Annotated in this window: 27 protein-coding genes; 26 read left to right on the top strand and 1 reads right to left on the bottom strand. The window is 30.8% G+C overall.

Annotated features, from left to right (window positions below; genetic code table 11):
- The first annotated feature begins 3 nt into the window (after window positions 1-3).
- From B0A78_RS03245 to B0A78_RS03125, 25 genes are all read left to right on the top strand, one after another.
- Entirely contained in the window at window positions 4-759 is a 756-nt protein-coding gene (locus B0A78_RS03245) for an ABC transporter ATP-binding protein (RefSeq protein WP_014166430.1), read from the top strand.
- Complete coding sequence (locus B0A78_RS03240; protein ID WP_065213030.1) at window positions 752-2,032, top strand: ABC transporter permease; 1,281 nt, start codon at window positions 752-754, stop codon at window positions 2,030-2,032. The genes B0A78_RS03245 and B0A78_RS03240 overlap by 8 nt, the downstream gene beginning before the upstream one ends.
- Window positions 2,007-2,456 carry an acyl-CoA thioesterase gene (locus tag B0A78_RS03235; protein ID WP_014166428.1) on the top strand — a complete coding sequence of 150 codons (450 nt, stop codon included), beginning with the start codon at window positions 2,007-2,009 and terminating at the stop codon, window positions 2,454-2,456. Before B0A78_RS03240 ends, B0A78_RS03235 begins: the two co-directional genes overlap by 26 nt.
- 1 nt (window position 2,457) lies before the next feature.
- A complete protein-coding gene (locus B0A78_RS03230) occupies window positions 2,458-3,573 on the top strand; it encodes a beta-ketoacyl synthase N-terminal-like domain-containing protein (RefSeq protein WP_014166427.1) in 1,116 nt (371 codons plus the stop codon).
- Window positions 3,574-3,575: 2 nt separating this feature from the next.
- Window positions 3,576-4,190, top strand: a complete 615-nt coding sequence (locus B0A78_RS03225; protein WP_014166426.1) for a hypothetical protein — start codon at window positions 3,576-3,578, stop codon at window positions 4,188-4,190.
- 1 nt (window position 4,191) lies between these two features.
- Window positions 4,192-4,449 carry a phosphopantetheine-binding protein gene (locus B0A78_RS03220; RefSeq protein ID WP_014166425.1) on the top strand — a complete coding sequence of 86 codons (258 nt, stop codon included), beginning with the start codon at window positions 4,192-4,194 and terminating at the stop codon, window positions 4,447-4,449.
- An 81-nt stretch (window positions 4,450-4,530) separates the two neighbouring features.
- On the top strand, window positions 4,531-5,724 hold the full coding sequence (locus tag B0A78_RS03215; protein WP_065213031.1) for a beta-ketoacyl-[acyl-carrier-protein] synthase family protein: 1,194 nt from the start codon (window positions 4,531-4,533) through the stop codon (window positions 5,722-5,724).
- A gap of 3 nt (window positions 5,725-5,727) precedes the next feature.
- On the top strand, window positions 5,728-6,789 hold the full coding sequence (locus B0A78_RS03210; protein ID WP_014166423.1) for a beta-ketoacyl synthase N-terminal-like domain-containing protein: 1,062 nt from the start codon (window positions 5,728-5,730) through the stop codon (window positions 6,787-6,789).
- A 59-nt stretch (window positions 6,790-6,848) separates the two neighbouring features.
- Entirely contained in the window at window positions 6,849-7,532 is a 684-nt protein-coding gene (locus tag B0A78_RS03205; RefSeq protein ID WP_231138904.1) for a polysaccharide deacetylase family protein, read from the top strand.
- 12 nt (window positions 7,533-7,544) lie between these two features.
- Window positions 7,545-8,168, top strand: a complete 624-nt coding sequence (locus B0A78_RS03200; RefSeq protein ID WP_014166421.1) for a LolA family protein — start codon at window positions 7,545-7,547, stop codon at window positions 8,166-8,168.
- Window positions 8,149-8,754, top strand: coding sequence for a hypothetical protein (locus tag B0A78_RS03195; RefSeq protein ID WP_041253277.1), 606 nt, complete (start codon window positions 8,149-8,151; stop codon window positions 8,752-8,754). Before B0A78_RS03200 ends, B0A78_RS03195 begins: the two co-directional genes overlap by 20 nt.
- Window positions 8,755-8,759: 5 nt before the next feature.
- Entirely contained in the window at window positions 8,760-9,428 is a 669-nt protein-coding gene (locus B0A78_RS03190) for an outer membrane beta-barrel protein (RefSeq protein ID WP_014166419.1), read from the top strand.
- Window positions 9,429-9,431: 3 nt separating this feature from the next.
- Complete coding sequence (locus tag B0A78_RS03185) at window positions 9,432-9,803, top strand: 3-hydroxyacyl-ACP dehydratase (protein WP_014166418.1); 372 nt, start codon at window positions 9,432-9,434, stop codon at window positions 9,801-9,803.
- 76 nt (window positions 9,804-9,879) lie between these two features.
- Window positions 9,880-10,362 (top strand): hypothetical protein, encoded by a 483-nt coding sequence (locus B0A78_RS03180; protein WP_014166417.1) that lies wholly within the window; start codon window positions 9,880-9,882, stop codon window positions 10,360-10,362.
- Between the two features lies 1 nt (window position 10,363).
- The gene (locus B0A78_RS03175) at window positions 10,364-11,545 is read left to right on the top strand and encodes a DUF2062 domain-containing protein (protein WP_014166416.1); all 1,182 of its coding nucleotides are present in this window, start codon (window positions 10,364-10,366) and stop codon (window positions 11,543-11,545) included.
- On the top strand, window positions 11,546-15,220 hold the full coding sequence (locus B0A78_RS03170; protein ID WP_249030938.1) for a 1-acyl-sn-glycerol-3-phosphate acyltransferase: 3,675 nt from the start codon (window positions 11,546-11,548) through the stop codon (window positions 15,218-15,220).
- On the top strand, window positions 15,220-16,740 hold the full coding sequence (locus tag B0A78_RS03165; protein WP_014166414.1) for a phytoene desaturase family protein: 1,521 nt from the start codon (window positions 15,220-15,222) through the stop codon (window positions 16,738-16,740). The genes B0A78_RS03170 and B0A78_RS03165 overlap by 1 nt, the downstream gene beginning before the upstream one ends.
- Window positions 16,737-18,395, top strand: coding sequence for a C45 family autoproteolytic acyltransferase/hydolase (locus tag B0A78_RS03160; protein ID WP_097609350.1), 1,659 nt, complete (start codon window positions 16,737-16,739; stop codon window positions 18,393-18,395). Before B0A78_RS03165 ends, B0A78_RS03160 begins: the two co-directional genes overlap by 4 nt.
- A complete protein-coding gene (locus tag B0A78_RS03155) occupies window positions 18,392-19,678 on the top strand; it encodes a phenylacetate--CoA ligase family protein (RefSeq protein WP_097609349.1) in 1,287 nt (428 codons plus the stop codon). The genes B0A78_RS03160 and B0A78_RS03155 overlap by 4 nt, the downstream gene beginning before the upstream one ends.
- A gap of 3 nt (window positions 19,679-19,681) precedes the next feature.
- Window positions 19,682-20,494, top strand: a complete 813-nt coding sequence (locus B0A78_RS03150) for an SDR family NAD(P)-dependent oxidoreductase (RefSeq protein ID WP_097609348.1) — start codon at window positions 19,682-19,684, stop codon at window positions 20,492-20,494.
- A gap of 880 nt (window positions 20,495-21,374) precedes the next feature.
- Window positions 21,375-21,608: a thioredoxin gene (locus B0A78_RS03145; protein WP_014166410.1), complete on the top strand. Its 234-nt coding sequence runs from the start codon at window positions 21,375-21,377 to the stop codon at window positions 21,606-21,608.
- A gap of 95 nt (window positions 21,609-21,703) precedes the next feature.
- Window positions 21,704-22,444, top strand: coding sequence for a hypothetical protein (locus B0A78_RS03140; RefSeq protein ID WP_097609347.1), 741 nt, complete (start codon window positions 21,704-21,706; stop codon window positions 22,442-22,444).
- A gap of 227 nt (window positions 22,445-22,671) precedes the next feature.
- Window positions 22,672-22,935 carry a DUF2024 family protein gene (locus B0A78_RS03135; protein ID WP_065213035.1) on the top strand — a complete coding sequence of 88 codons (264 nt, stop codon included), beginning with the start codon at window positions 22,672-22,674 and terminating at the stop codon, window positions 22,933-22,935.
- Window positions 22,935-23,288, top strand: coding sequence for a gamma-glutamylcyclotransferase family protein (locus B0A78_RS03130; RefSeq protein WP_014166407.1), 354 nt, complete (start codon window positions 22,935-22,937; stop codon window positions 23,286-23,288). Before B0A78_RS03135 ends, B0A78_RS03130 begins: the two co-directional genes overlap by 1 nt.
- A gap of 86 nt (window positions 23,289-23,374) precedes the next feature.
- Window positions 23,375-23,977, top strand: a complete 603-nt coding sequence (locus B0A78_RS03125; RefSeq protein ID WP_014166406.1) for a MarR family winged helix-turn-helix transcriptional regulator — start codon at window positions 23,375-23,377, stop codon at window positions 23,975-23,977.
- A 452-nt stretch (window positions 23,978-24,429) separates the two neighbouring features.
- Here B0A78_RS03125 and B0A78_RS03120 read toward each other — a convergent pair whose 3' ends face one another.
- Window positions 24,430-24,879, bottom strand: a complete 450-nt coding sequence (locus tag B0A78_RS03120; RefSeq protein ID WP_077225666.1) for a nuclear transport factor 2 family protein — start codon at window positions 24,877-24,879, stop codon at window positions 24,430-24,432.
- A gap of 308 nt (window positions 24,880-25,187) precedes the next feature.
- On the opposite strand from B0A78_RS03120, the gene B0A78_RS03115 reads away from it, so the two are divergent.
- Window positions 25,188-25,661 carry a hypothetical protein gene (locus B0A78_RS03115; RefSeq protein WP_014166404.1) on the top strand — a complete coding sequence of 158 codons (474 nt, stop codon included), beginning with the start codon at window positions 25,188-25,190 and terminating at the stop codon, window positions 25,659-25,661.
- Window positions 25,662-26,068 lie beyond the last annotated feature (407 nt).

The following is a 26,068-nucleotide window of genomic DNA, read 5'->3' as shown; positions in this document are numbered from 1 at the left end:
TTAATGAATAAAGAGATCATACATATTACGAAGCTTTATAAACAATATAAAGGAGCTGATTTTTTTTCAGTAAACAACCTAAACTTATCAATTGCTGAAAATGATATCTTTGGTCTTTTAGGACCTAATGGCGCAGGTAAAACAACATTGCTTTCTATCTTATGTGGTTTAGTAAAACCTACCTCAGGTACTTTTACTATAGATGGATTAACGTACTCAAATGATGCCCAAAAAATCAAACAAAACATAGGAGTGGTACCACAAGAATACGCCTTATATCCTACTTTAACAGCCCGTGAAAATTTATTGTATTTCGGTAGTATGCTAGGTCTAAAAGGAAATGAACTTAGAACCAAAGTAGACCGATTATTAGAACACCTTGGCTTGTTAAAGTTTGCTCATAAACGAGTTGAAACGTTTTCAGGAGGGATGAAACGAAGAGTGAATTTGATAGCTGGTATTTTGCATGATCCTAAAGTCCTTTTTTTAGACGAACCTACTGTAGGGGTAGATGTACAGTCTAAAAATGTCATTATTAATTTTTTAAAAGAATTAAATACAAAAGGAACAACCATTATTTATACCTCTCATCATTTAACAGAAGCACAAGATTTTTGCAATAAAATTGCTATTATTGATAGAGGAACCATTTTTGCAGAAGGAACACCAGATGAATTAATACAAAAAACACCTGATGCCTACAATTTAGAAGATGTTTTTATTGCTTTAACCGGAAAAGAATTAAGAGATAATGTATAAACTTTGGATGTCTATATACAAGGAAATAATATTACTGAAACGCGATTTTGGCGGTTTGGTAATATTATTTGTAATGCCTTTAGTATTAATAATTACCATTACGCTCATTCAGAATGAAGCTTTTAAAACAGTTTCAGATACTAAAATACCTGTTCTTGTAGTAGATTTAGATCACGGAACCATTGCCGAAAATATCATTCAGAGTTTAGGAAAAAGTGGTGCTTTAGAGGTAGTAACCCAAAATGAAGGGATAGAATTAAACGAAGAAAAGGCTAAGGAATTAGTTTTTCAAGGAAAATATCAATTAGCAATAATAGTTCCTGAAAATTTAAGTAATGATTTACAAACCAAAGTAAATCAAAATGTTGAAAAAATAATGAGTAGTTTTGGAGTTGCAGAAGCTTCTCAAAAACAAACTCAAAAAAATATTAGCTCAAAAGAAATTAAATTATATTTTGATCCTGCTTCACAGTTAAGCTTTAAAAGCAATATAAAAAATGCTATTGATAAAATGGTAGCTACTATCGAAAATAAAACAATCTATACCTCTTTTCAAGAGCAAATAGGGGAGACAGACGAGCCTATTTTTGAACAAAAAAACTTTATTACTTACAAAGAAATAATACCTAAAATAAATAACAAAGAAATAATACCTAATTCAGTACAACATAATGTTCCTGCTTGGACATTATTTGCTATTTTCTTCATCGTAGTTCCCTTATCTATCAACATAGTCAAAGAAAAGAGCCAAGGAACATTTATTAGACTAATTACTAATCCCGTTTCTTATAGCACCGTCCTATTAGGCAAAACAATTACCTATTTAATCATTTGTGTGATTCAGTTTTGGTTAATGATGCTTATAGGTCTGTACCTATTTCCTTATTTAAATTTACCTCAGTTAGATATAAGTGGGCGTTTTTTACTAATGAATTTAGTTACAATATGTGCAGGTTTAGCAGCCATAGGATTTGGGATTCTATTGGGTACTATAGCTACAACACAAGAACAATCAGCACCTTTTGGAGCCACTTCAGTAGTTATTCTTGCTGCTATAGGAGGAGTTTGGGTTCCCGTTTTTGCCATGCCAAAAATAATGCAATATGTTTCGCATATTTCGCCAATGAACTGGGGATTAAACGCGTTTTACGATGTACTTTTAAGAAATACAGGATTATTATCTATCCTGCCTAATTTAATCCTTTTAATATTATTTTTTGTTTTAACAGTTACAATAGCCATTGTGTATGATAAAAAGAAAAGAGCTGTGTAAAGAAATTCCTCAGCTAACAGTAGCTCATGATATACGTATTCGATTTAACGAAACAGATCCTTTAGGAATCGTTTGGCACGGATATTACATTACTTATTTTGAAGATGGAAGAGAAGCTTTTGGTCGTCAGCACGGAATTTCTTATCTAGATGTACAAGCTAATGGTTATACAACTCCTATTGTAAAATCATCATGCGAACATAAATTGTCATTGCGATATGGAGATGTCGCTAGGATAGAAACTACCTTTGTAGATACCCCTGCCGCTAAAATGATTTTTAGATATAAAATTTTTGATAACAATAATAATATCGCTTGTACTGGAGAAACAGTGCAAGTTTTTTTAGATGCTAACGGAGATTTATCATTAAGTCTTCCTGCTTTTTTTAAAGAATGGAAACGTAAATGTGGTTTAATAGAATAAAATGAAACGCTGTTATATAACAAAAACCAATTGTATTACTCCTTTAGGTAATTCCGTTGCAAAAAATTGGTTCGCCATACAATCGGAACAATCAGGTATAAAAAAGCATTCACAAATAGGAATGCTAAAAGATTTTTATGCAGCTATCATACCCGATAACTTAATAGACCAATCAATAAACGCTAATTCAAAAATAGAACGTACCTTAATTCAAGTATTACAACCAATTCTAGATACAAATAAAATAACAGAAAAAACAGCTTTTATTTTTTCCACCACTAAAGGAGATATTGTTCAGTTAGAAAATACATCTAACAGTCTTACCGAAGCTTTTTTAAGCACTTTAGCAAAAAAAATAGCCCATTTTTTCGGGTTTAAAACAGAACCCATAGTTGTTTCTAATGCATGTGTATCAGGCGTATTAGCTATTTCTGTAGCCAAAAGACTTATACAAGGAGGATTGTATGATAACGCATACGTGGTGGCTGCAGATGAAGTTACTGAATTCGTATTATCAGGATTTAACTCATTTCAAGCAATGAGTGACGAACCTTGTAAACCATACGATGCCAATAGAACAGGAGTAACATTAGGCGAAGCAGCCGCAGCAATTTATATAACCTCTTTACAAGAAGAAGTTAAACCTAATGACTTTGAAATACTAGGAGAAGGAGCCGTAAATGATGCCAATCATATATCAGGACCTTCTCGTACAGGAGAAGGACTTTATAGAAGTATACAATCCGCATTAAAAGAAGCTACTATTTCCAGTAATTCCGTAGATATAATTTCTGCTCATGGAACAGCTACCCCTTATAACGACGAGATGGAAGCAATAGCCTTTAATAGACTAGAGTTGCAAAATAAACCCCTAAATAGTTTAAAAGGGTATTACGGACATACATTAGGCGCTTCAGGATTGTTAGAAACGATTATGACTATCGAAAGCGCAAAGCACAATACATTAATCGTTTCAAAAGGATATAAAACCTGTGGAGTAACACAACCTATTAATGTAATTACCCAACCATTAAAAATGCCTATTAATGTTATATTAAAAACAGCATCAGGTTTTGGAGGATGTAATACCGCTATAGTATTAAAAAAAATAAAGTAATTTTGGAAACTAAATTATATATAAATAAAGTTTGTACAATTACATCCAAAGGATTAGTTGTAGATGGACAAACACTAATGATTAACGATCAGAATTCATTTGTAGAATTTGCAAAAAAAATTTATAAAAAATATGAAATCAATTATCCAAAATTTTTTAAAATGGATAATTTAAGTAAGTTGGCTTTTCTAGCATCCGAAATTGTATTAAGAGAAGAAGTTAAAAAAGAACAAGAAAATAATATAGCTATTGTCTTTGCAAACCAATCAGCTAGTTTAGATACAGATGTTAAATATCAAGAATCTATTGCAGACAAAGAAAATTATTTTCCGAGTCCAGCCGTTTTTGTTTATACTTTACCAAATATATGTATAGGCGAAGTAAGTATAAAACATAAGTTAAATTCAGAAAATGCCTTTTTTGTTTTTGACCAATTTCAACCATCGTTTATATATACCTATACAAAACAATTGTTGGATTTAGGAAAAGCAGATAAAGTACTCTGTGGTTGGGTAGAATTATTTCAAGAAAACTATAAAGCAGTAGTTTATTTAGTAGATAAAAAGAATAAAGGTGCTGTACACCAAATAGATAGTATAAAACAAATTTTTAATTAAAATGGAAGCATTAAAAGGAGAACTAAAAGCTAAAATTATTGAAGTATTAAATTTAGAAGATATAACAGTAGAAGATATTCAAGATAACGATCCATTATTTGGAGATGGTTTAGGTCTAGACTCAATTGACGCGTTAGAGCTAATCGTTCTATTAGACAAAGAGTATGGGATAAAATTAACAGATCCAAAAGAAGGAAAAACTATTTTTGCTTCAGTTGAAACCATGGCTGATTTTATTGCAAAAAACAGAACAAAATAATTTTTTAGGCTGTTTAAAATTATTTTAAACAGCCTTTTTTAAACTCCTTTTATAAATTAATCGCGATAAACTTTCGTTTAAATGAAAATTGCTATAACAGGTATGGGAATAATTTCTTCTATAGGAAATACAGTAGAAGAAAATTATGAAGCACTTTTGAGTAAAAAAGCTGGAATTTCTCAAATTCAAAATATTGAAACCCTTCATAAAGAAGCTATTAAAGTTGGTGAAATAAAGTTAAATAATAAAGAATTATCTACCATGTTAGGTTTGTCTGAGGATAATAATTTTTCTCGTACAGCCATGTTAGGTGCTTATGCCGCTAAAAAAGCAATTGAAAATGCCGCTATCTTTGATCTTAACGAATATAAAACAGGACTCATTTCTGCAACCAGTGTAGGAGGAATGGATATGACGGAAAGATATTATTATGAATATTTTAAAAATCCAACATTACAAAAATACATAGAGACGCATGATGCCGGTAATTCTTCTCATAAAATAGCGGATTACATTGGATTAAAAGGATTCGTTTCTACTGTAAGTACCGCTTGTTCATCCGCGGCAAATGCCATTATGTTAGGAGCGCGAATGATTGCTTCAGGTCAGTTAGATCGAGTAATTGTAGGCGGTACAGATGCCTTGTCAAAGTTTACAATTAATGGTTTTAAAACATTAATGATCCTTTCAGATACTTATAATACCCCTTTTGATGATGAACGAAAAGGACTCAATTTAGGTGAAGCAGCCGCTTTCATTGTTCTAGAATCGGATAGAATGATCACAAAAACAAATAAAAAAGTGTTAGCCTATCTTACTGGATTTGGAAATGCTAATGATGCATACCACCAAACAGCTTCATCAGAAAATGGAGAAGGAGCCTTTTTAGCGATGCAAAAAGCATTTGAAAAAGCTACTATTACACCTGATAAAATTGATTATATTAACGTACACGGTACAGCCACCCCTAATAATGATTTGTCTGAAGGAAGAGCTATCATAAGAGCATTTGAAGGATACAAAATACCTGAGTTTAGTTCTACTAAGGCTTTTACAGGTCATACTTTAGCCGCTGCCGCTGCTATTGAATCGGTATATAGTATTCTTGCTCTTCAGAATAATAAAGTCTTCCCAAATTTAAACTTTAAGACTCCAATGAAAGAATTTGATTTAATTCCTCAAATAGAAGTACTAGATAAAGAAATAAACTATGTATTATCCAACTCATTTGGTTTCGGAGGAAATTGTTCAACCCTAATTTTTTCAAAAAAATAACCAATGAAAACGTGTTATATAAATGGTGTTGGGAGTGTATCCGCTCAAAAAACACACGAAGGCAATTTTTTGAATGAAACAACAATTCATGACAATCAAAATGTATTATTTGCCCTTCAACCTTCTTATAAAGAAATAATTCCACCCGCAATGATTCGTAGAATGGCTAAAGGAGTAAAAATGGGCATTTTTGCATCTAATAAAGCATTGGAAGAAGCAGGTATAAATTATCCTGATGCTATTATTACAGGTACAGGGATGGGCTGTGTAGAAGACTCTGAAAAATTTTTAAAAGCAATTATAGATAACCAAGAACAATTCTTAACCCCCACTTCGTTTATTCAATCTACCCATAATACAGTAGCAGGTCAGATTGCTCTAGGATTGCAATGTAAAAGTTACAATTTTACGTATGTTAATGGAGCTGTGTCTTTTGAAACCGCTTTATTAGATGGAAAAATGCAAATAGAAACAGGAGAGGCAGAATCAGTTTTAGTAGGAGGAATAGATGAAACCTCTTCTCATACATTAGAACTTTACAAGTTAGTAAACATAATAAAAAAAGAAGAAGACAAACCTTTTTCTATTAAAAACACAAAAACAACAGGTGTAGTTTTTAGTGAGGGAGCTACCTTTTTTACACTTTCTAATCAATTAAAAGAATCGACCTACGCAAAGGTAGAAGCGATAAGTCTACAAAATATATTAGATAAAGAAGAAATTCAAGATTTTGTACGTAAATTTCTTTTAGAACAAAAAATAGACTTAGAAGCTATAGATGCTTTAGTTTTAGGATATAATGGAGACGTACATTACGATGTGTTTTATGATAAAGTAGCCTCTATGTTTAGTTCTACATCACAACTATACTATAAAAATATATCAGGAGAATATAATACAGCTTCTGCTTTTGGATTGTGGATTGCCTCCCATTTGATCAAAAAACAAGAAATTCCCGAAGTCTTAGAATGGAATGGTATAAAGCCAACCAGCTTAAAAAAAGTTTTATTATATAACCAATATCAAGGAAGAGATCATAGTTTAGTACTGTTGACACAATGTTAAAACATACCTACCTAAGTTTTTTATTTTTCTTATTATTGCCTTTGTTTATATATTGGCAAATGCCTTGGTGGGTATACCTTATCCTGATTCATATATATATAAGTTGTACAGCTTGGGGAGCATTTGATATCCGTTTAGGTTACTTTCTGCCCACCATCAATAGCTTCAAAACAAATAAACAAATAATAGCCTTAACATTTGATGATGGCCCTACAGAATTTACCCCTCAAGTACTTGATTTGTTAAAACAACACCAAATAAAAGCTACTTTCTTTTGTATAGGAAAACAACTAGAAAAATATCCGAAAATAGCTCAAAGAATAGTAGCAGAAGGCCATATAATTGCCAATCATACCTATTCACATTCAAATCAAATGGGGTTTTTTAGAAAAAAAAAAATATTAAAAGAATTCAATCAAACCGATCAACTTATACAAGAACTTACAGCTCAAAAAAACAAATTTTTCAGACCCCCTTTTGGCGTTACAAATCCTCATATAGCAAGAGCCGTTCGTGAAAAAAACTATCAAGTTATTGGTTGGACCATTCGTTCATTAGATACTGTTATTGAGGACGAAAATAAGATTTTAGATAGAATCATTTCTAGATTAGAAAAAGGAAAAATCATACTACTTCATGATGTTTCTCAAAAGACGGTAAATGTTTTGGCACGATTGTTGATATTACTGGATCAGAATCAGTATAAAACCATTACTATAGAGGAGTTAGAAAACAATAATTAGAAAAAGAGTATAATGATAAAAAAAAATATACTGATACTATTCGCTTGTTTGTCCTTTGGAAGCTTTAGAGCACAAGAACAAAAAATGACAGATTCTGAAATCGTTAGTTTTAAGAATTTGATAGAAAAAGAAAATAAAAATATTAAAACGATAAAAACAGACTTTATACAATACAAACATCTAGATTTTTTATCAAAAGATATTGAAAGTACAGGTAAAATGTATTTCAGGTTACCCAATCTACTGAATTGGCAATACAATAAACCATACCAATACAGTATTGTTTTTAAGAATAATAAAGTTTTTATCAATGATCAAGGAAAAAAAAGTACAGTTGACGGAAAACTATTTGAAAAAATCAATAAAATGATTATTGGTAGTGTAAGCGGTAATATGTTTGATGATAAAGAATTTGCAATTTCGTATTTCAAAACAAAAGAAGGATATCTTGTAAAATTAATATCAAAATCAAATCAAGTAAAAAAATACATCAAACAAATTGAATTAATATTTCCAAAAGAAGATCCAAGCGTTTCACAGGTTAAATTAATAGAACCCTCAGACGATTTTACAAAGATAGTTTTTAAAAATAGGCAAGTAAATGCAAAGTTTAACGATGAGGTTTTTGATAATTAGTATATGTATTATTTTTTTTCAAAGCTGTAAAGTATACGAGCCTCTTCCTAATTCTGTAATAGAACAAAAAGAGCAAACGATTGTAAATCCTTATTTTGCAAACCCTGAGCTGGATTATGTATACAAAGCTCAGATAGAAGTATACGGAAATGCTTTAAGCGGTTTGTTAGTTGTTAAAAAAATAGACCAAAATTCACATAGAGTCGTTATGACTACTGATTTTGGAAATAAATTATTAGATTTTACTATAGGAGAAAAAGAAGTAAAACTAAATTATGTAGTAGAAGATCTGAATAAAAAGATCGTATTAAAAATACTAACAAATGATCTAAAATTATTAGTTCAAGAAAAACATATAGCTAAAACAGAAAGAAAAAACAAAGAAGAAAAAGTTTTAGAAACGGCTCAAAATTATTTTTACTTTAAAAATAATACAAATCAGTTGTTTAAAATAATACAATCTTCAAAAAGGAAAGCTAAATTTTCGATAGTTTTTGATGTGAAAAATACGGATTTTGCGGACCAAATTTTTTTAGAACATTATAATTTTGATATAAAAATAATTTTAAAACAAATAATTGAATAATAAATATGAAAAGAGTATTTATAGCATTAGCTTTATTTATTGCAGGAGTAAGCGGAGTTCAAGCTCAAGTAACTTTTAACCCTATAGTTCGTGGAGGTTTAAATGTTTCCCGTTTTACTAATGGAGAATTAGGATTTCAATATTCTTATACTTATGATGCAAACACAGGACAAACTATTAAAAATGAAAATAGTAATCTTTTTTCGTCAAAAGTTGGTTTTTATTTAGGTTTTGGAGCGTCCTTAAAATTCAATAAACTTTATACGTTACAGCCAGAGCTAAACTATTCATCTCAAGGAGCTAGCGCAAAAATAGTTTATAATCCCAGAACGAATAAATTAGAGGATGGAAACTTAGATGTTTCTTATTTAGGAGTACAAGCTATAAACAAATTTAATTTTAAGAAATTTAATTTGCATGTAGGACCTGGATTAGATTTCATCACAAGTAAGAACTTTAAAGCTGAAAATGATGTAGATTTAACTCTTTCTATGGGAGCAGGTTATGACATTACTAAAAACTTTGGGGTAGAAGCTAGGTTTAAAGTAGGAGTAGCACCAGTAGTTCAAACGACACATTCTACGTACAGCGGAACTTCTTTCTCTTCTAGAACAGAAAATCACTCAAATGCGCTTTTCTCTTTTGGAGCCTATTATAAATTTGATATAAAATAATAAATGCTTTTAAACGGTTTTTATAACGTTAATCAGTTAGATCAGTTAACAGATAATAAATATCTGGCGCAAGTAACTTTAAATCCAAGACATGAAATTTTTAAGGGGCATTTTCCAGGAAATCCTGTAACCCCTGGGGTTTGTATGATGCAGATTATAAAAGAACTTTTAGAAGAAATTCTTCATACTGAATTAAGAATGACAGCCTCTTCAAATGTAAAATTTATGGCTATTATCAATCCAGAAACAAATCCTGAATTAGTTTTAGAGCTAGATCTTTCAGGAGATTTGGATACCGAAATAAAAGTAAAAAACACAACAAAGTTTGGTGATACCGTAGCGTTAAAATTAACAAATACGTATCGTAAAGCTTAAATAAATTTTTATCGACTTAAGTTTAGTTTGTATTTTTGCAAACTACTTAAGTCGTTTTTTATTTTAATAAAATTATATGAACTCTTTTTTTATTTCAGGTATTGCTTTTTTATTAGTGTTCTTTCAGAATTTTTCAGATTTGCGCAATCAGTATGAATATGCTTCTAAATCAAAAAAAAATACTGAAAAGTTTTACGAAGTACTTCAAAAAGCCAATGGAGATTCCCCCGTACTAATGGCTTATAGAGGAGCTGCTATTTTATTAAAATCACGCTTCGCTACTAATAAAGAAGAGCGAAAAGAACAATTCATATTAGGAGTAAAGACAGTAGAACAAGCCGTAAGCAAAGATGAAAATAATGTTGAAATCCGTTTAGTTAGGCTTAGTATTCAAGAACATACTCCTAAATTCTTAAAATACAAGAGTAATATAGAAGAAGATAAAAAAATTATATTGGAAGGATTTAATAAACAAAATACTGTTCTAAAAGAATACATACACCGGTATATGGCTCAATCTAAGGTTTTTACGGATTCTGAAAAATCTAAATTAAAGTAAGATGATCCCTAATTTATCATTGTCTGAACGCATTAATAGTTTGAAATTGTGCGTCATTATTCCTACATACAATAATCATAAAACTCTTAAGAGAGTAATAGATGGAGTATTAAATTATACTTCAAAACTCATTGTTGTAAATGATGGATCTACAGATAGTACATCATCTGTTTTAAAAACTTACGCTGACGCTATTACAGTAGTCAATCTACCTAAAAATAGAGGTAAAGGCAATGCTTTAAAAAACGGATTTAAAAAAGCCCTCGATTTAGGATATGATTATGCTATTACAATAGATTCGGATGGACAACATTATCCAGACGATATTCCTGTTTTTGTAAGAGCATTAGAAGAATCAAATAATCCTGTTTTGTTTATTGGTAGTCGAAACATGAATCATGATTCAGTTCCTAAAAAAAGTAGCTTTGGTAATCGTTTTTCTAGTTTTTGGTTTTGGTTTGAAACAGGTATTCAGTTAACAGATACACAATCAGGTTACCGATTATACCCGCTTTATGCCATTCCTAAAACATTTTATACAAATAAGTTTGAATTTGAAATAGAAATTATCGTACGAACAGCTTGGAACGGTATTGCTGTTCAAAACATTCCCATTCAAGTTTTATACGATCCTACCGAAAGAGTTTCTCATTTCAGACCGTTTAAAGATTTTACCCGGATCAGTATTTTAAATACAATATTGGTCTTAATTCTATTTTTGTACATAAAACCTCGTGATTTTTTAAGAAATTTTAAAAGAAAAAGTTTTAAAACATTTCTCAAAGAAGACCTTTTTTCTACCCAAGATTCTGCTACTAAAAAATCGCAATCAATAGCATTAGGTGTTTTTTGTGGTATTGCTCCTTTTTGGGGATTTCAGACTGCTATTGTAATTACCTCTGCTGTGCTATTGCGATTAAATAAAACTTTGGCTTTTGCTTTCTCAAACATTAGTGTGCCTCCTATGATTCCTATTATTATCTATAGTTCGCTAAAAATAGGAAGCCTATTTGTAGAAAAAGAAGCACCTTTTAAACTTGTTGACATTTTTGATTTTTCGCAACTCAAAGAACACTTTTTTCAATATCTTATAGGAAGTTGTATCCTAGCGTTCATGATGTCATTTATTTTTGGAGTTGGAAGTTATTTAGTACTTTCGCGTCGGGAAAATAATAGGGGATAAATGCACTTTTTTTTTATTAAAATTCATGAATTCGTTCAAAAGAACCGGATTCTAACATTCTTGTCATCACTAGCGTTTTTAGTGATACTAACTTTTTTTGCTTTTCAAATTAAATTTGAAGAGGATATTACACGTGTTTTACCAAAAAATGACAAAGCAGATATAACTTCTAAAGTTATTAAGCAATTAAAATTTGCGGATAAAATTACCGTTATTATTGAAAAAGAAAGAGCAGGCTCTGTTGAAGATCTAACACAAGCAGCCAACGTTTTTATAGACAGTCTTCATTTGGTACAACCTTATATAAAAGGGATTGAAGGTACAGCTGCACAAGAAAATATTAACCAAGTTTTTGATTTTATCTATCAAAATATTCCCTTATTTCTAGAAGAAAAAGATTATAAAACAATTAGACAAAAAATCCAATCCGATAGTATAAAAGTATTGGTTGAAAATAATTATAAATCCCTAATTAGTCCATCCGGTCTAATTACTCGTGATTTTATCATAAAAGACCCATTAGGAATTACTTTTATAGGATTAAAAAAAATGCAACAATTGGCCATAGGAGATGAGTTCATCATGAAGGACGGTTATTTGCTAACTCGTGACCAAAGCAAGTTGTTGTTATTCATCAATCCTCGAAATGGTGGAAGCGAAACTGAAAAAAATGCTGAGTTTGTAGACTTGTTAAAAAGCATCCAATCAGCTATTAACAAAGATTTTAAAAATAAAGTACAGTTATCGTATTTTGGCTCTCCTATTATTGCGGTGGCTAATGCTAACCAAATAAAGGCAGATATCATTACTACAGTCCTTTTATCTATGGGAACACTTATGTTGATTCTTATCTTATTTTTTAGAAAAATAACAATTCCTATAATCATCTTTATACCTACTATTTTTGGTGTTTTATTTGCTATTGCCAGCCTTTATTTCTTACGACAAACGATTTCCGCTATTTCATTAAGTGTAGGAGCTGTTTTGTTAGGCGTAACTATAGATTACTCGCTTCATATCATGACACATTATAGATATAATGCCGATATAAAACAGTTGTATAAAGATACTGCTAAGCCTTTAATAATGAGTAGCTCAACAACGGCAGTCGCTTTTTTGTGTTTGTTATTTGTAAAATCAGATGCACTTAAAGACTTGGGGATATTTGCCTCTATAAGTGTTATGATATCTGCTTTGTTTTCATTGTTAATCATTCCTCATTTGTATAAACCTAAAAACAATGGCTTATCCCATGCAGGAATGTTAGATCGTTTGTCAAAAATACCTTTCGAGAAAAACAAATTTTTGATTATAGGAACATTTTTATTGCTTTTTATAAGTTGTTTTACCTTTAGTAGAGTAAGCTTTAATAATAATTTAAGCGACCTAAATTTTATTCCAAAAGAAGTAAAAGAAGCCGAAAAAAAGTTAGAAGAATCTACACGTTTAACCTCTAAAGCCATTTATATCGTTGTATATGGTAAAAATGAAAAAGAAACCATTGATGGCAACACAAAATTAAATGCTATTTTAACTCAGCAAAAACAAACAAAAAATATTTATAATTACAGTTCGTTAGCTGCTTTATTACCTTCAGAAGTAGAACAAACGAATAAGATTAAAAAATGGAAATCTTTTTGGTCAAATTCTGTTTGTCAAAAAGTGCAAAACGAATTAGTACAAAACGGTAAAACTTTTGGGTTTAAACCAACAACCCATCAGGCTTTTTATGATATAATCCGTTCGGATATTAAACCACTTCAATTAGGTGATTTAAAACAATTACTACCTGATTTGACGGATGAATATGTATCTAACTCAACCAATTGGTACACGATAGCTACAGTTGTAAAAATAAATGAAAAAAAGAAAGAAAAATTAATTAAAACCGTTGAACATTTAGCAAACGTTGTAGTCATAGATCGTCAACAATTAAATGAAACTTTTCTAGGAAAACTGCGTGATGATTTTAACAATCTGATTAACTATTCTTTTATAGCAGTAGTTATTATTTTATTTGTTTTCTTTAAACGTATTGAATTAGTCTTAGTCAGTTTATTGCCTATTATAGCCACAGGATTCGTTACCGCGGGTTTAATGGGAATTTTTAATATTCCATTAAATATATTTAGTACCATCGTTTGTACCTTAATATTTGGGCATGGAGTAGATTTTACTATTTTTATGACAAGTGCTTTACAAAAAGAATATACCACAGGAAAGGATGAAATGCCTGCTTATCGTATTTCAATTATTTTAGCAGCGTTAACCACTATTTTAGCCATTGGAGCCTTAGTTTTTGCCAAACATCCAGCCTTAGTTTCTATTTCCTCAGTATCCTTGCTAGGGGTCCTCAGTGCATTATTAATAACATTTGTTTTTTACCCAATTGTTTTCAAATGGTTGTTTTTTAATCGTCCTAAAAAAGGAAAAATTCCTATTCGTTTTTTTACCCTTATAGTTTCTATAATTGCGCTAACCTATTATGCTCTTGGAGGAATTTTATTATCTACCATAGGTCGTTTTTTAATGGGTATTTTGCCCTTAAAAAAAGAAACAAAAATGATGTGTTTTAGAAAAATGATGGTTCTTTTTTTTAAATCCGTATTGCATATAAATCCTATTGTAAAAAAGAAAGTTATAAATCCTAATAAAATTAATTTTAGCAAACAAGCTATTGTCATAGCTAATCATGTATCCGTTTTAGATACCTTAGCTTTTGGTATGCTAACCCACAAAATGGTGTATCTTGTAAATGATTGGGTTTATAAATCGCCTATTTTTGGCAAAGCAGTAAAAGCTATGGGATATTATCCTGTTTCTAAAGGGATAGAAGGAGGATTAGATCATTTGCGAGATAAGATTAAAGAGGGCTATTCCTTGATGATTTTTCCAGAAGGAACTCGTTCCGAAGATAATGTAGTAAAACGTTTCCATAAAGGAGCTTTTTACTTAGCCGAAGAATTCAAATTAGATATTTTGCCTGTATACTTGCATGGAAATGCAGAAACATCGCCTAAAGGTGATTTTATGATCCATAATGAAAGTATCACAGTAGTTGTTGGTAATTATATTTCATACCAAGACAGAAGCTTTGGAGAAGATTATATTACTAGAACAAAAAAAATAAATAAATTGTTTAGAGTAGCATTTGATAAAATACGACACGAATTAGAAAACGAAGATTTTTTCCGCAGAAAACTCATAGACGGATATCTGTATAAAGAAGAAGATATTTATAAAAAAATTTTAAAAGACTTTGATTCAAATAAGCATCATTACCATACATTGTTTACCACTATAGCAGAAGATGCTAAAATTTTGCATTTTGCCAATGATTATGGTCAGTTAAATGCAATTCTTACTTTGCAGTATCCTAAACGTAAAATTCAAACTTTTGTTTACTCATTAGAAAATTTTGAAATAGCATCTACTAATTATTTAAACAAAATAAGAAATATACACTATTTAAATTCTCAAGATATTCTGAAACCGTATGATTCTTTATTGATTTCAACCCGATATTTTGATGAAAGTAAATTGTTTCCCCACCTAGAAAAACTCAATAAAGTAGTATTGTTTGGGGCTGATCTGTATGTTGATTTTCTTTTAAACAACGGATTTGAACTTTCGAATGAAATAGGTGAACTTAAATTTTTTAATAAAGGAGTCTAGTGAAAAAAAAGTACGATGTTGTTATTGTAGGAAGTGGATTAGGAGGATTGGTTTCCGCTATTATCTTAGCAAAAGAAGGAAAAAAGGTTTGTGTTTTAGAAAAAAATAATCAATATGGAGGCAATTTACAAACCTTTGTGCGAGATAAAACTATTTTTGATACAGGAGTCCACTACATAGGAGGCCTGTGTGAAGGTCAAAATTTACATAGTTATTTTAAGTATATAGAAATAATAGATGAGCTAAAACTAAAAAAAATGGAGGAGGATGCTTATGACTATATTACTTTTGATAACGATCCTAATAAATACCCTCATGCCCAAGGATATGAAAATTTTATTAAGCAACTGGTTTCCTTTTTTCCAGAAGAGGAAGAAAACTTAAAGGAATATTGTCAAAAAATGCAGTACGTCTGTAATTCCTTCCCCTTGTATAACTTGAAAACAGAGGGAGGTTATCAACAAGAAATCCTGTCTATAAACGCAAAACAATATTTTGAAGAACTCACATCTAATGAAAAGTTAAAAGCAGTATTAGTAGGCTCTAATTTCCTTTATGCAGGCGTACCTGATAAAACCCCTTTTTATGTACACGCCTTATCTGTTAACTCCTATATCCAAAGTGCGTGGCGTTGTATAAACGGAGGGAGTCAGATAACCAAACAACTTATAAAAATAATCCGTAAATATAACGGTGAAGTTTTTAAACATCAAGAAGTAAATAAATTTCAAGTAAAGGATCAAAAAATCGTTTCCGTTTCAACTAAAAATGGAGAAGAGTATTTTGCAGAAACATTTATTTCCAATATAGAGCCCAAAACCACCTTAAAATTAGTGGGAGAAGAATATTTTAGAAAAGCCTATTTTACACGAATTCAAAATCTTGAAGCTCAAATTGCCCCATTTAGCATTTATATAGTTTTTAAACCCCAAACATTTCCTTATTTAAATCATAATTGCTACCATTTTAAAGATCACAAACGCATTTGGCAAGCCAGTGAGTATACAGAACAATCATGGCCAGAAAGTTATATGTTATCAATGAATATCGCTTCGGATAATCAACAATGGGCTGAAAGTCTTACAGCCTTAACCTATATGCGTTTTGAAGAAGTAGAAAAATGGAGTACCACTCATAATACCGTTTCAGAATCAAAAGAAAGAGGTGAAGATTATGAAAATTTTAAAAAACAAAAAATTGAAATTTTTTTAAATGAAATTGAAAAAAAAATCCCCAACATACGCTCTTGTATAAAATCAGTGTATGCGTCTACTCCTTTGTCTTATAGAGATTATATAGGAGGACAAAACGGTAATTTGTACGGATACGTAAAAGATTCTAATAATCCTATGTTAACCTTTATTTCGTCTAAAACAAAAATAGAAAATCTTTTCCTTACAGGACAGAGTATTAAAATGCACGGAGTGTTAGGCGTAACGATAGGAGCTGTAGCTACTTGTTCCGAGATTGTTGGCGATAAATATTTAATTAATAAAATAAATGAAGAAATTTCAAAATGAATAACTCAAAAAAGCATATAGGCACTTTTTTCGTTATTTTGATTTTTTATTCGTGTGGAATTCATAAATCAGTTCATCATCTGCCATTAAATCTTCCTAAAGAAAGTGATAAACCTGCGGTAATTCGTTTGTCCGATACGCTCGTAACCCATCAACAAGGATATTTAGTAAGAAATGCTCATAAAATTTGGGAATTACATATTCAAGGCAATCCTTCTCAATTAGGATTGCTTTCAGGAGCCTTAGCCGAAAATTTAGTAAAAAAACAAGAACGAATTTTTTTTAATCACCTAGGAAAAATTGTTCCTTCTAAATTTAAACAAAAACTATTACGTACTTTTTTAAAATGGTACAACAGAAAACTCTATTTGAATATAAAAGAGGAATACAAAACGGAAATATATGGGGTATCCCAATATACCGATACTTCTTTTAATTATATGGCATCACCTTATCTAAGAAGTTTATATTTACACGGAGCCCATGATATAGGACACGCTGTACAGGATTTAGCATTAATAGGATGTACTTCATTAGCTGTTTGGGGAAATAAAACAATGGATGGAGAATTGCTAATCGGTAGAAATTTAGATTTTTATGCTGGAGATGATTTTGCTGAAGACAAGGTAATCAGTTTTGTTAATCCAGAAAAAGGAATCCCTTTTGCTAGTGTTAGTTGGGCGGGTATGATAGGTGTACTTTCAGGAATGAATAAAGAAGGACTAACCGTTACCATAAATGCCGGAAAATCTAAAATGCCATTAGTAGCTAAAACACCCATTTCTCTTCTTACGAGAGAAATATTACAATACGCCACAACTATAGATGAAGCAATAAAAATAGCAAAACAAAGACCCGTTTTTGTGTCAGAGTCTATCTTAGTAAGCAGTGCAAAAGATAAAAAAGCAGTAATTATAGAAGTATCTCCTAATAATTTTGGCGTATACGAAGTACAAAACACCAATCAATTAGTTTGTTCGAATCATTTTCAGAGTTCATCTTATCAAAATGACAAAAGGAATATAAAACATATAAAAGAAAGCCATTCTTTGTATCGTATGGAAAGAATACAAGAATTATTAGCAAATGAAGAAAAAATGACCCCCGAGAAAATAGCTCAAATTCTCAGAAATAAAGAAGGGTTAAAAGAAGGGACTATTGGTTACGGAAATGAAAAAGCTATTAATCAACTTCTAGCACATCATGCCGTAATTTTTAAACCAGAAAGTCGTATCATGTGGGTTTCTTCTAGTCCCTATCAATTAGGAGCCTTTGTAGCCTATGATTTAAATAAAGTTTTTGATCAACAAAAAACAAAAGTCACTCATTTACCTGAGCTAACCATTGCTAAAGATTCTTTTCTAGACACTAAAGCGTATGCTGATTATCAACTCTACAGGAAATATGACAAACTACTAGATAAAACAATTAATGAAAAAGAAACTCTAACACCTGATTTTATTAGAAAATACCAAGAATTAAATCCTAAACTATGGTCTGTTTATTATAAATTAGGCGTTTATCAATACTCTCATAAACTGTATACAGAGGCATTACATAATTTTGAAAAAGCACTTACATTAGAAATTACAACCCTATTGGATCGAAATAAGGTTCAAGACTATTTAAAAAAGACAAAAAAGAAATTATCATGATACCAGAAATAGAAACACTATCATCTCTTGCAATTAAAGAATTTCAAGAGCAAAAATTAAAAGAATTACTGGTATATTTAAACACACATTCAACATATTATAAAAATATGTTTGATCATTATCAGGTAGATATAAAACAAATACAAACACTAGAAGACCTACAAAAATTACCGTTGACCTCAAAAAATGATTTACAACAACACAACGATGATTTTTTGTGCGTACCTAGACATAAAATTATTGATTATAGCACCACTTCAGGAACACTAGGAAACCCAGTTACTTTTGGTCTAACAGATTCAGATTTGGATCGTTTGGCTTATAATGAAGCCCTGTCTTTTGCCTGTGCAGGCATACAAGAAGGCGATGTGGTGCAATTAATGACCACGATGGATCGTCGTTTTATGGCAGGATTGGCTTACTTTATGGGCTTGCGGAAATTAAAAGCAGGTATTATTCGAGTAGGAGCAGGGATTCCTGAACTCCAATGGGATTCCATCCTCAAATACCATCCCAAATATTTAATTGGAGTACCTTCCTTTGTATTAAAAATGATTGAATACGCAGAAAAGCAAGGAATCGATTATCAAAAATCAAGCGTAAAAGGGGTTATTTGTATAGGAGAATCATTGCGTAATCAAGATTTTTCACCTTCTCTTTTAACTCAAAAAATTACTAAAAAGTGGAATGTTCCATTGTACTCTACGTACGCTTCTACCGAAATGAGTACAGCATTTACAGAATGTAAAGAATTTCAAGGAGGACATCATCATCCAGAATTAATTATTACAGAAGTATTAGATGAATGTAATAACCCAGTTACTGAAGGATCAGGAGAACTAGTTATAACAACTCTAGGAATAGAAGGAATGCCTTTATTGCGTTTTCAAACAGGAGATATTGTACAACTTCACACACAACCCTGTGCTTGTGGTAGAAATACACAACGAGTAGGTCCTGTGATAGGAAGAAAACAACACATGATTAAGTACAAAGGAACAACTCTATATCCACCCGCTATGCACGATCTGATGACTTGTTTTGAATCTATAAAAAGCCATTTGATTGAAATATCAACAAATGATCTAGGAACAGATGAAATTATAATTAAGATTGCATCAACGGATACAACGGAACGATTTTTAACCGAAATTAAAGATCATTTTAGAGCGAAACTAAGAGTTTCTCCTAAAGTTGAAGTTTTAGCTATGGAAGAATTACAAAAAATAATTTTCCCTCCTATGAGCCGTAAACCCATTACATTAATAGACAAACGAAATTAAAAAATGAAAACTATTCTAATAACAGGAGCTTCTAGTGGTATAGGAGCCGCTACAGCAAGATATTTTGCAGCAAAAGGATGGCATGTTATTGCTACCATGATTTGTTTAGAACAAGGCAAAGAAATAGCGGATCTACCAAACATAAGTAGCTATTTGCTTGATGTTACAAATACAGAAAGCATAGAAAAAGCAAAGCAAGAAATACTTGAAAACCATCCTGTTATTAATGTTATTATAAATAACGCAGGTATTGGCTATCGCTCATTTGTTGAATTTTCAGAAGATAAAGGTATAGATAATATTGTTTCCACAAATTGGTTAGGATGTGTAAAAGTTTGTCGTGCTTTTATACCTGTTTTTAGAAAGCAAGGGTTTGGGCATTTTATAAACGTTACATCTATTGCCGGTTTAGTGAATTTACCTTTAGGAAGTTTTTATCATGCTACTAAATGCGCAGTAGAAAGTTTTTCAGAATGTATGTCGTATGAACTGATGAACTTTGGAATAGGAGTAAGCACTGTGCAATTTGGAAATGCCCCTACTGCCTTCCAAAAAAACGTAGTAAAAAGTAAAAATACAGGGATAGATGTATATGATCTTATGATGGATAAAATTTCAGGGATATTAATCAAAAAACAATCAAAAAATACAAATTTGATAGAAGAAGTCGTAGAAACCCTTTTTAAAATAGCCAATGAACCACGTGTAAAATTTACCCGTTATACCGTTGGTTTTGATGCAAACGCCATGAGTACCCTACGTTCTGTATTAGGGTATCGACTCTTTAATAAAATAATAAGAAAGCAGGTGTTATAAAAACACCTGTTAAAAAAAACAATTTTTTTTTCATAGGCTTAAGCCTCTCTATGAAATACATTGGGGGGTCTGGTGCTAGTTCCTGCATTTAATCGCATATCCTGTTGTTCTCTCTTTATTTAAATCTGATACCTGAATCAAACGACTATAACCTGTATTTTTTGTTCTAAGAAGGACAAAAAATTTGCTAGAACAATTTTTCTGATCGTTTCTATCCTTTTTTTTATACCTATCTACAGATAACGAGTTGTATTATAAATCAAGTAAAAAGACAGGAGTTTTTGAGGCGAATATTTAACCCAAATTACGCATTAGAAATTTAGTACAGATAAATACGACTTCATTTTTTGTTCTCAAGGTGATAAAACTACAGTTTTGGTGAAAAAACTGTTTATTCTTAACTTCTTTGTCTTTTTCATCTTGATCCGAAAGGCCAACGTATAATTTGGGTTTAATGTTTTTTATAAAACTTACTACATACTATAGTAAGGTTTAATCAAAATGTGTTTTTATGAATAAAAGATGACTAAAGCCTCTTTTTAATACAAATTAGGTATTTGAAATTTAGTACAGATACAAACAGTTTTGAATCTAAAAGAAATCCGTTTTTTGTCTTGAGCGTAGAAAAATTAGATTTTTAAAAAAATGAATGTCTTTTTAATCTTTTTTACCCTTTTCATATTCATCACAAGATTTAATGTAATCTGACATTTAAATGAATTATATCCAATAAAAATGAGCATTTTATTAAATATTTTGTTTGAGATATTTTGATTTAGCTTGTAGTTCGAAAAAAAAATATAAAAATAGTTTGTTTAATTAGGAATCCTAACTATATTTGTACCAGCAATAATGCTAAAAATAAAATCAATTAATAAAAATGGAAAAATCAATTTTTTATCATGCAGGCTGTCCTGTTTGTATTAGTGCAGAACACGACATTGTAAACCTTATAGGTGAGGCTAATGTTGAAATTGTACATCTTGGTGAAGACCGTAATCGTATTACTGAAGCAGAAAAAGCAGGGGTAAAATCAGTGCCCGCCTTACTTACAGCAAACGGAAATGTACTTCATATAAATTTTGGAGCTACTTTATCGGATGTAAAAGGTTAATTTTTTAATCTAAATAATTAGGAATCCTAATATTTTGTGTGTAAAAAATAGGATTCCTATATTTAATTTTTTCAATAATTTAAAATCGTACAAAAATGAAAAATTTATTTATTTCTTTCGGCTTTTCTCTTTTTACACTTTATGGTTTTGCCTGCGACAAATGTGGTAAATATGATAATGATAACTTTAAAATCCAAAAAGTAAATGTAAAGCATTCAGCCGAAATAGGGGCTACTATTTGGGAAATAACAGTTAAAGGACAAGCAGGAAAAACAACACCTAGACCAGTAGGTCAACTTAATGGAGCTCCTGTTTTGGGGTATGTATTTCCTACAACTTTAAAACCAACTGATGTTGGATTTGGTCAAACAGAAGGAATTGTAGCATTAGCTTTGACATCTCATCCAGACTTTGATGATACCCCATTATGGGATGAAGATGCAGATCGTAATTTTAAAAATGATGGAATAATTTGGCATCCACACTGGGTAGTTCTAACAGAGGACAAGCGCGTTCAAGGAGGATTGTCCGTAAAGGAATTTGATTCTAAAGACAAAACAGTTGTTTTACCATCAACGAATCCTGGGATGCCTATGTATATGGATTCGCCTGGTTTTCAGGTTGTAACTAAAGGAAATACGATTAGAGTGATTGTTCCAGATTATAGAATCAATAATAAAAAAGATTTTTCGTATGATGGCGTAACGGTTTATATGCAAGTAAAAGCTAATGACAATGGCGGTCACGAAGGAGGAGGTGACAAACCAATGTTAGGTGTTTATAAAATATATTCTGTAGCGAGTGGAAAGTTATCCTTACCTTTTAAAGTAAAATAGTTGACTTATTTTATACGTTTAGAAATCTAATAAGAATCTTAATAATAAATTAATATCGTTGAGGTCATGGCTTACCTTATGTCTAGAAAGCAATATAAATAAGATGTTTTGGTTTATTAACCGTTTAAAAGCACTAAAAAAATATTAAATACTAGAATTCGTATTACAACTTTTCAAGAATAGTGTGTAGTTAAATTATGGCCTCTATAACTTAATAGAAATAAAAAATGAAAGTAGCAGTTTGGGATACCTATGTAACAAAAAAAGAAGGAGATGTTATGCACTTTGATATAATTGTGCCTCAAGAAATTGTAACAAATCCAGCTATAATTTATAATTATGGTAAAGAATATTTAAAAACAAAAGGTCAAGAAGGACAAAAATTAACTTCTGAAGAATGTAAATTTTGTCATATAGATTCTCTTGAACCTCAGTGGGAAGAAGAAATACATAAAAAAGGATATTTTATAATAGAAATGGAAAATTGCTAATGAAAGATCCTATCCATTTACTCTTTTCTTATGGTACTTTACAATTAGAAAAAGTTCAACTTGAAAACTATGGAAGAATTTTAGTAGGACAAAAAGATGTTTTGAAAGGGTATGAAATTGAAAAATTATTAATAACAGATCCTAAAGTTTTAGCTAAAAGTGAACAAGAATACCATCCAATTGCTGTAAAAACAGGAAATAAATCAGATTGTATCAAAGGAATTATATTTGAAATAACATCTGCTGAATTAGAGGAAACAGATAGGTATGAAGTAGATCAATACCATAGGATATTAGAAACCTTTGAATCAGGAAAAAAAGCTTGGATATATGTAGCAAGCCCTTCTAAATGAGCATACATTTTTACTTAAAAGCGTAAACAAAAGAAATATGAAACAAAGAAATAATTCATTTTTTTATCCTTATATATTCTAAACAGATGAAGCATTCAATGTTTAATTTGGATGAGCAAAATCAAAAGATTGAAAGCAGAATAGGGGTTGCTTTAGAACGTATTTCAGAAGCGTTTAGAGTTTTATTATGGAAAGAAAGTAAGGAAAACTCTCTTAGTCCTATTCAAATTCAGATTTTAATTTTTATCTGTTTTCATTCCGAAGAAAAATGCAAAGTAAGCTACTTAGCAGAGGAATTTAATATGACTAAAGCTACAATAAGTGATAGTATTAAGGTTTTGATTCGTAAAGGACTATTAAAGAAAGAAACAAATATCATAGATACCAGAAGTTTTTTACTTTCATTAACACAAGAAGGGAAAAAAATAGCTTCCAAAGGATCCTTTTTCGCTTCTCTTATACAAAAAACTTTTGAAAACTTATCAGAAGAACAAAAAACCACAGTGTTAAGTAGCTTATTAAAACTTATTTATGACCTACAGAAAGCAAATATTATAGAGATCCAGAGAATGTGTTTTACCTGTTCTTTTTATACTCTTGACAAAGGATTACAGTATTGTAAATTGATGAATGTTAAACTTACGGATTCTGAAATAAGGGCTGATTGTCCAGAGTATATTAAGGTATAATATAAAAGATATTTAAGACTGTATCCTAAAAAGGAGTTGAGCAAAAGAGCAGGGATTATGTTTTTGAACCATTCAAAGATTTTACTTTAGCTTATCTAGAGAAAATACTGTTTTTTTGATTGTAAAACCCCACAAAATATGTCCTTACAAGAGTAAAAACACCATTTTGAAGCTTTTGATACAGTCTTTTTTAAACTTAATTGTGCTATTTTAGCCCAGATTACACATTAGGGAAACGTTGCAGGTGGAAATGGACAATGGGGTAAAAAATCCGTATATTTTACCTTTTCTGCCCTTTTTATCTTCATCAAAAGTCTAAGACATAATCTGGGTTTAAAGAAAGAATGTGTGTATGAGTTATAAAAACAAGGGCTAGATCTTTTAAAAAGGCTATTTTTCAACTTCCTAATCCTAGAATGTTTGTGCAGATAAGTGTTTTTATAGGTAAATTTTTAATGTTGTCGTACATCGTTAAATTGCCACAGGACATTCACTAATTTCCAAGTCCCATTGAGTTTTACGATGTGCATATAATCAATCCATTCGTTGGCAATTAATTTGACCGATGCCGTACGGGACGAAACATCTAACAAAATAACGTCTTTTTTAGGATGAGGCGGAAAAGCATCCCCTTTTTTATTATAGCTTTCTGCCAGTAAAACCATCGACTCGGTTGAGGTTTCCCGCAGGTAGTCTTTCCCCGTTGCTTTATCCTTCCAGAAGGTGCGTTTCACCATTCTAGGATGCAGGGCGCGCTCCATTTGTTGCGGATTAACCTTATGTTGCGCTTCAATATAATCTAAAGCAACTTGTTTGATGGCCAGCGTATCCTGTGCGGTTTGCGCCATGCCTAGGTTTGAAAAAAGCCATAATGCCCCTAAGCTTAGTTTTTTGAGTAACATAACTGTTTGATTTTTTAGCTGTTTTTTTAGCATCAAACTTAGCAAAACACTCAATAACAGCAAGCTTTTTTAGCTTTTTGTTAAGAAGTAAAAAATACCGTTCGTGGGAACGGTGTTGTTGGGATGTTTTAAGGTTTTAGGGAAAAGAGTTTTTAGAGGTATTTTAATAAGTTTTCTGACCTTAAGGATGGAGCCGTCTGCTTGAATGTAGGGAGTCTTTTTTTGTTTTTATTAAAAAATGTACTTTTGTGAAAGAAAAATAACTATATTGGTTAAGTTAAAAAACAACTTTTTAATCACTAAATATTATGTCAAGTGTCATTTCTAAAAATTTACAGAATTATCTTAAAACTATTGAAACAGAATCTAAAGAAGTTTTGATAGATGGATATTTTCATGTTGATTATGTAATAGATGCATTTAAGAAGGGTGAAGAAAATGGAGGTCAAAAAGCATTAGAAGATTTAAAAAATAAATTTACTAGAGCTTCAACACAAATGTTTCTTTATGGGATTGATTTAATAAGAAGATTAGAGGAAGCTGGTTTTTCTTCCGAAGATTTTTATGTTAATCCTTTTGCTTTCAAATTCTTGGTTGTTACTAATTTACAGAATACTTTTAATGAAGATTTTATTGAAACTTTTTTTAAAATATCATTTGAATTACAAAATAAATTTAAAGAAGAGTTTGGAATAAATGCCCAATATTTCTTTGTTCAGAGTGATAATTTAAATGCGTCTGAATTGAAAGTTGACGGTTTTTTAAAAGTATCCAATGAGTAGTAGAGTAGAACATGCTGAGCATAATAAAGAATTATCTGAGCAACTTTACAATGAAGGGAAGTTTTTGGATTGGGCTAATATTTTATTCAGCTCTTCATTTTGTTCACGGTAAATTACTTCCGAGTACTTATAATGGGATTTTGTGTAATAGTATAGAGGATGCTTATAGAGTGTTAAAATGTAAAGGTAAGCATGAGGCTACTTGTCAATTAGTTCAGGTAGGCTTACCGGTGGTAGCTGCATATTATTCGTTTTTAATGAATTGTAGTTTTACTGCAAGGTACGTTGATTATAAAGTTCATCCTGAACATTCTAAACTTTGTCAAAAATATTTAAATAAAATAAAAGAAGCTTGTCTTTAGCTTTTTTTAAGATTTTCTACAATTCATAAATAGCCTTACTTGTAC

The sequence above is a fragment of the Flavobacterium columnare NBRC 100251 = ATCC 23463 genome, from assembly GCF_002530675.1.
GTDB classification, from domain to species: Bacteria; Bacteroidota; Bacteroidia; order Flavobacteriales; family Flavobacteriaceae; genus Flavobacterium; species Flavobacterium columnare.
This window is presented reverse-complemented; position numbering and strand designations above follow the sequence as displayed.

Excerpts from the sequence above, each read along its gene's own strand:
- B0A78_RS03245 (WP_014166430.1), top strand. The coding sequence starts at position 4 with ATGAATAAAGAGATCATACATATTACGAAGCTTTATAAACAATATAAA.
- B0A78_RS03240 (WP_065213030.1), top strand. The coding sequence starts at position 752 with ATGTATAAACTTTGGATGTCTATATACAAGGAAATAATATTACTGAAA.
- B0A78_RS03235 (WP_014166428.1), top strand. The coding sequence starts at position 2,007 with ATGATAAAAAGAAAAGAGCTGTGTAAAGAAATTCCTCAGCTAACAGTA.
- B0A78_RS03230 (WP_014166427.1), top strand. The coding sequence starts at position 2,458 with ATGAAACGCTGTTATATAACAAAAACCAATTGTATTACTCCTTTAGGT.
- B0A78_RS03220 (WP_014166425.1), top strand. The coding sequence starts at position 4,192 with ATGGAAGCATTAAAAGGAGAACTAAAAGCTAAAATTATTGAAGTATTA.
- B0A78_RS03215 (WP_065213031.1), top strand. The coding sequence starts at position 4,531 with ATGAAAATTGCTATAACAGGTATGGGAATAATTTCTTCTATAGGAAAT.
- B0A78_RS03210 (WP_014166423.1), top strand. The coding sequence starts at position 5,728 with ATGAAAACGTGTTATATAAATGGTGTTGGGAGTGTATCCGCTCAAAAA.
- B0A78_RS03205 (WP_231138904.1), top strand. The coding sequence starts at position 6,849 with ATGCCTTGGTGGGTATACCTTATCCTGATTCATATATATATAAGTTGT.
- B0A78_RS03200 (WP_014166421.1), top strand. The coding sequence starts at position 7,545 with ATGATAAAAAAAAATATACTGATACTATTCGCTTGTTTGTCCTTTGGA.
- B0A78_RS03195 (WP_041253277.1), top strand. The coding sequence starts at position 8,149 with ATGAGGTTTTTGATAATTAGTATATGTATTATTTTTTTTCAAAGCTGT.
- B0A78_RS03190 (WP_014166419.1), top strand. The coding sequence starts at position 8,760 with ATGAAAAGAGTATTTATAGCATTAGCTTTATTTATTGCAGGAGTAAGC.
- B0A78_RS03185 (WP_014166418.1), top strand. The coding sequence starts at position 9,432 with ATGCTTTTAAACGGTTTTTATAACGTTAATCAGTTAGATCAGTTAACA.
- B0A78_RS03180 (WP_014166417.1), top strand. The coding sequence starts at position 9,880 with ATGAACTCTTTTTTTATTTCAGGTATTGCTTTTTTATTAGTGTTCTTT.
- B0A78_RS03175 (WP_014166416.1), top strand. The coding sequence starts at position 10,364 with ATGATCCCTAATTTATCATTGTCTGAACGCATTAATAGTTTGAAATTG.
- B0A78_RS03170 (WP_249030938.1), top strand. The coding sequence starts at position 11,546 with ATGCACTTTTTTTTTATTAAAATTCATGAATTCGTTCAAAAGAACCGG.
- B0A78_RS03160 (WP_097609350.1), top strand. The coding sequence starts at position 16,737 with ATGAATAACTCAAAAAAGCATATAGGCACTTTTTTCGTTATTTTGATT.
- B0A78_RS03155 (WP_097609349.1), top strand. The coding sequence starts at position 18,392 with ATGATACCAGAAATAGAAACACTATCATCTCTTGCAATTAAAGAATTT.
- B0A78_RS03150 (WP_097609348.1), top strand. The coding sequence starts at position 19,682 with ATGAAAACTATTCTAATAACAGGAGCTTCTAGTGGTATAGGAGCCGCT.
- B0A78_RS03145 (WP_014166410.1), top strand. The coding sequence starts at position 21,375 with ATGGAAAAATCAATTTTTTATCATGCAGGCTGTCCTGTTTGTATTAGT.
- B0A78_RS03140 (WP_097609347.1), top strand. The coding sequence starts at position 21,704 with ATGAAAAATTTATTTATTTCTTTCGGCTTTTCTCTTTTTACACTTTAT.
- B0A78_RS03135 (WP_065213035.1), top strand. The coding sequence starts at position 22,672 with ATGAAAGTAGCAGTTTGGGATACCTATGTAACAAAAAAAGAAGGAGAT.
- B0A78_RS03130 (WP_014166407.1), top strand. The coding sequence starts at position 22,935 with ATGAAAGATCCTATCCATTTACTCTTTTCTTATGGTACTTTACAATTA.
- B0A78_RS03125 (WP_014166406.1), top strand. The coding sequence starts at position 23,375 with ATGAAGCATTCAATGTTTAATTTGGATGAGCAAAATCAAAAGATTGAA.
- B0A78_RS03120 (WP_077225666.1), bottom strand. The coding sequence starts at position 24,879 with ATGTTACTCAAAAAACTAAGCTTAGGGGCATTATGGCTTTTTTCAAAC.
- B0A78_RS03115 (WP_014166404.1), top strand. The coding sequence starts at position 25,188 with ATGTCAAGTGTCATTTCTAAAAATTTACAGAATTATCTTAAAACTATT.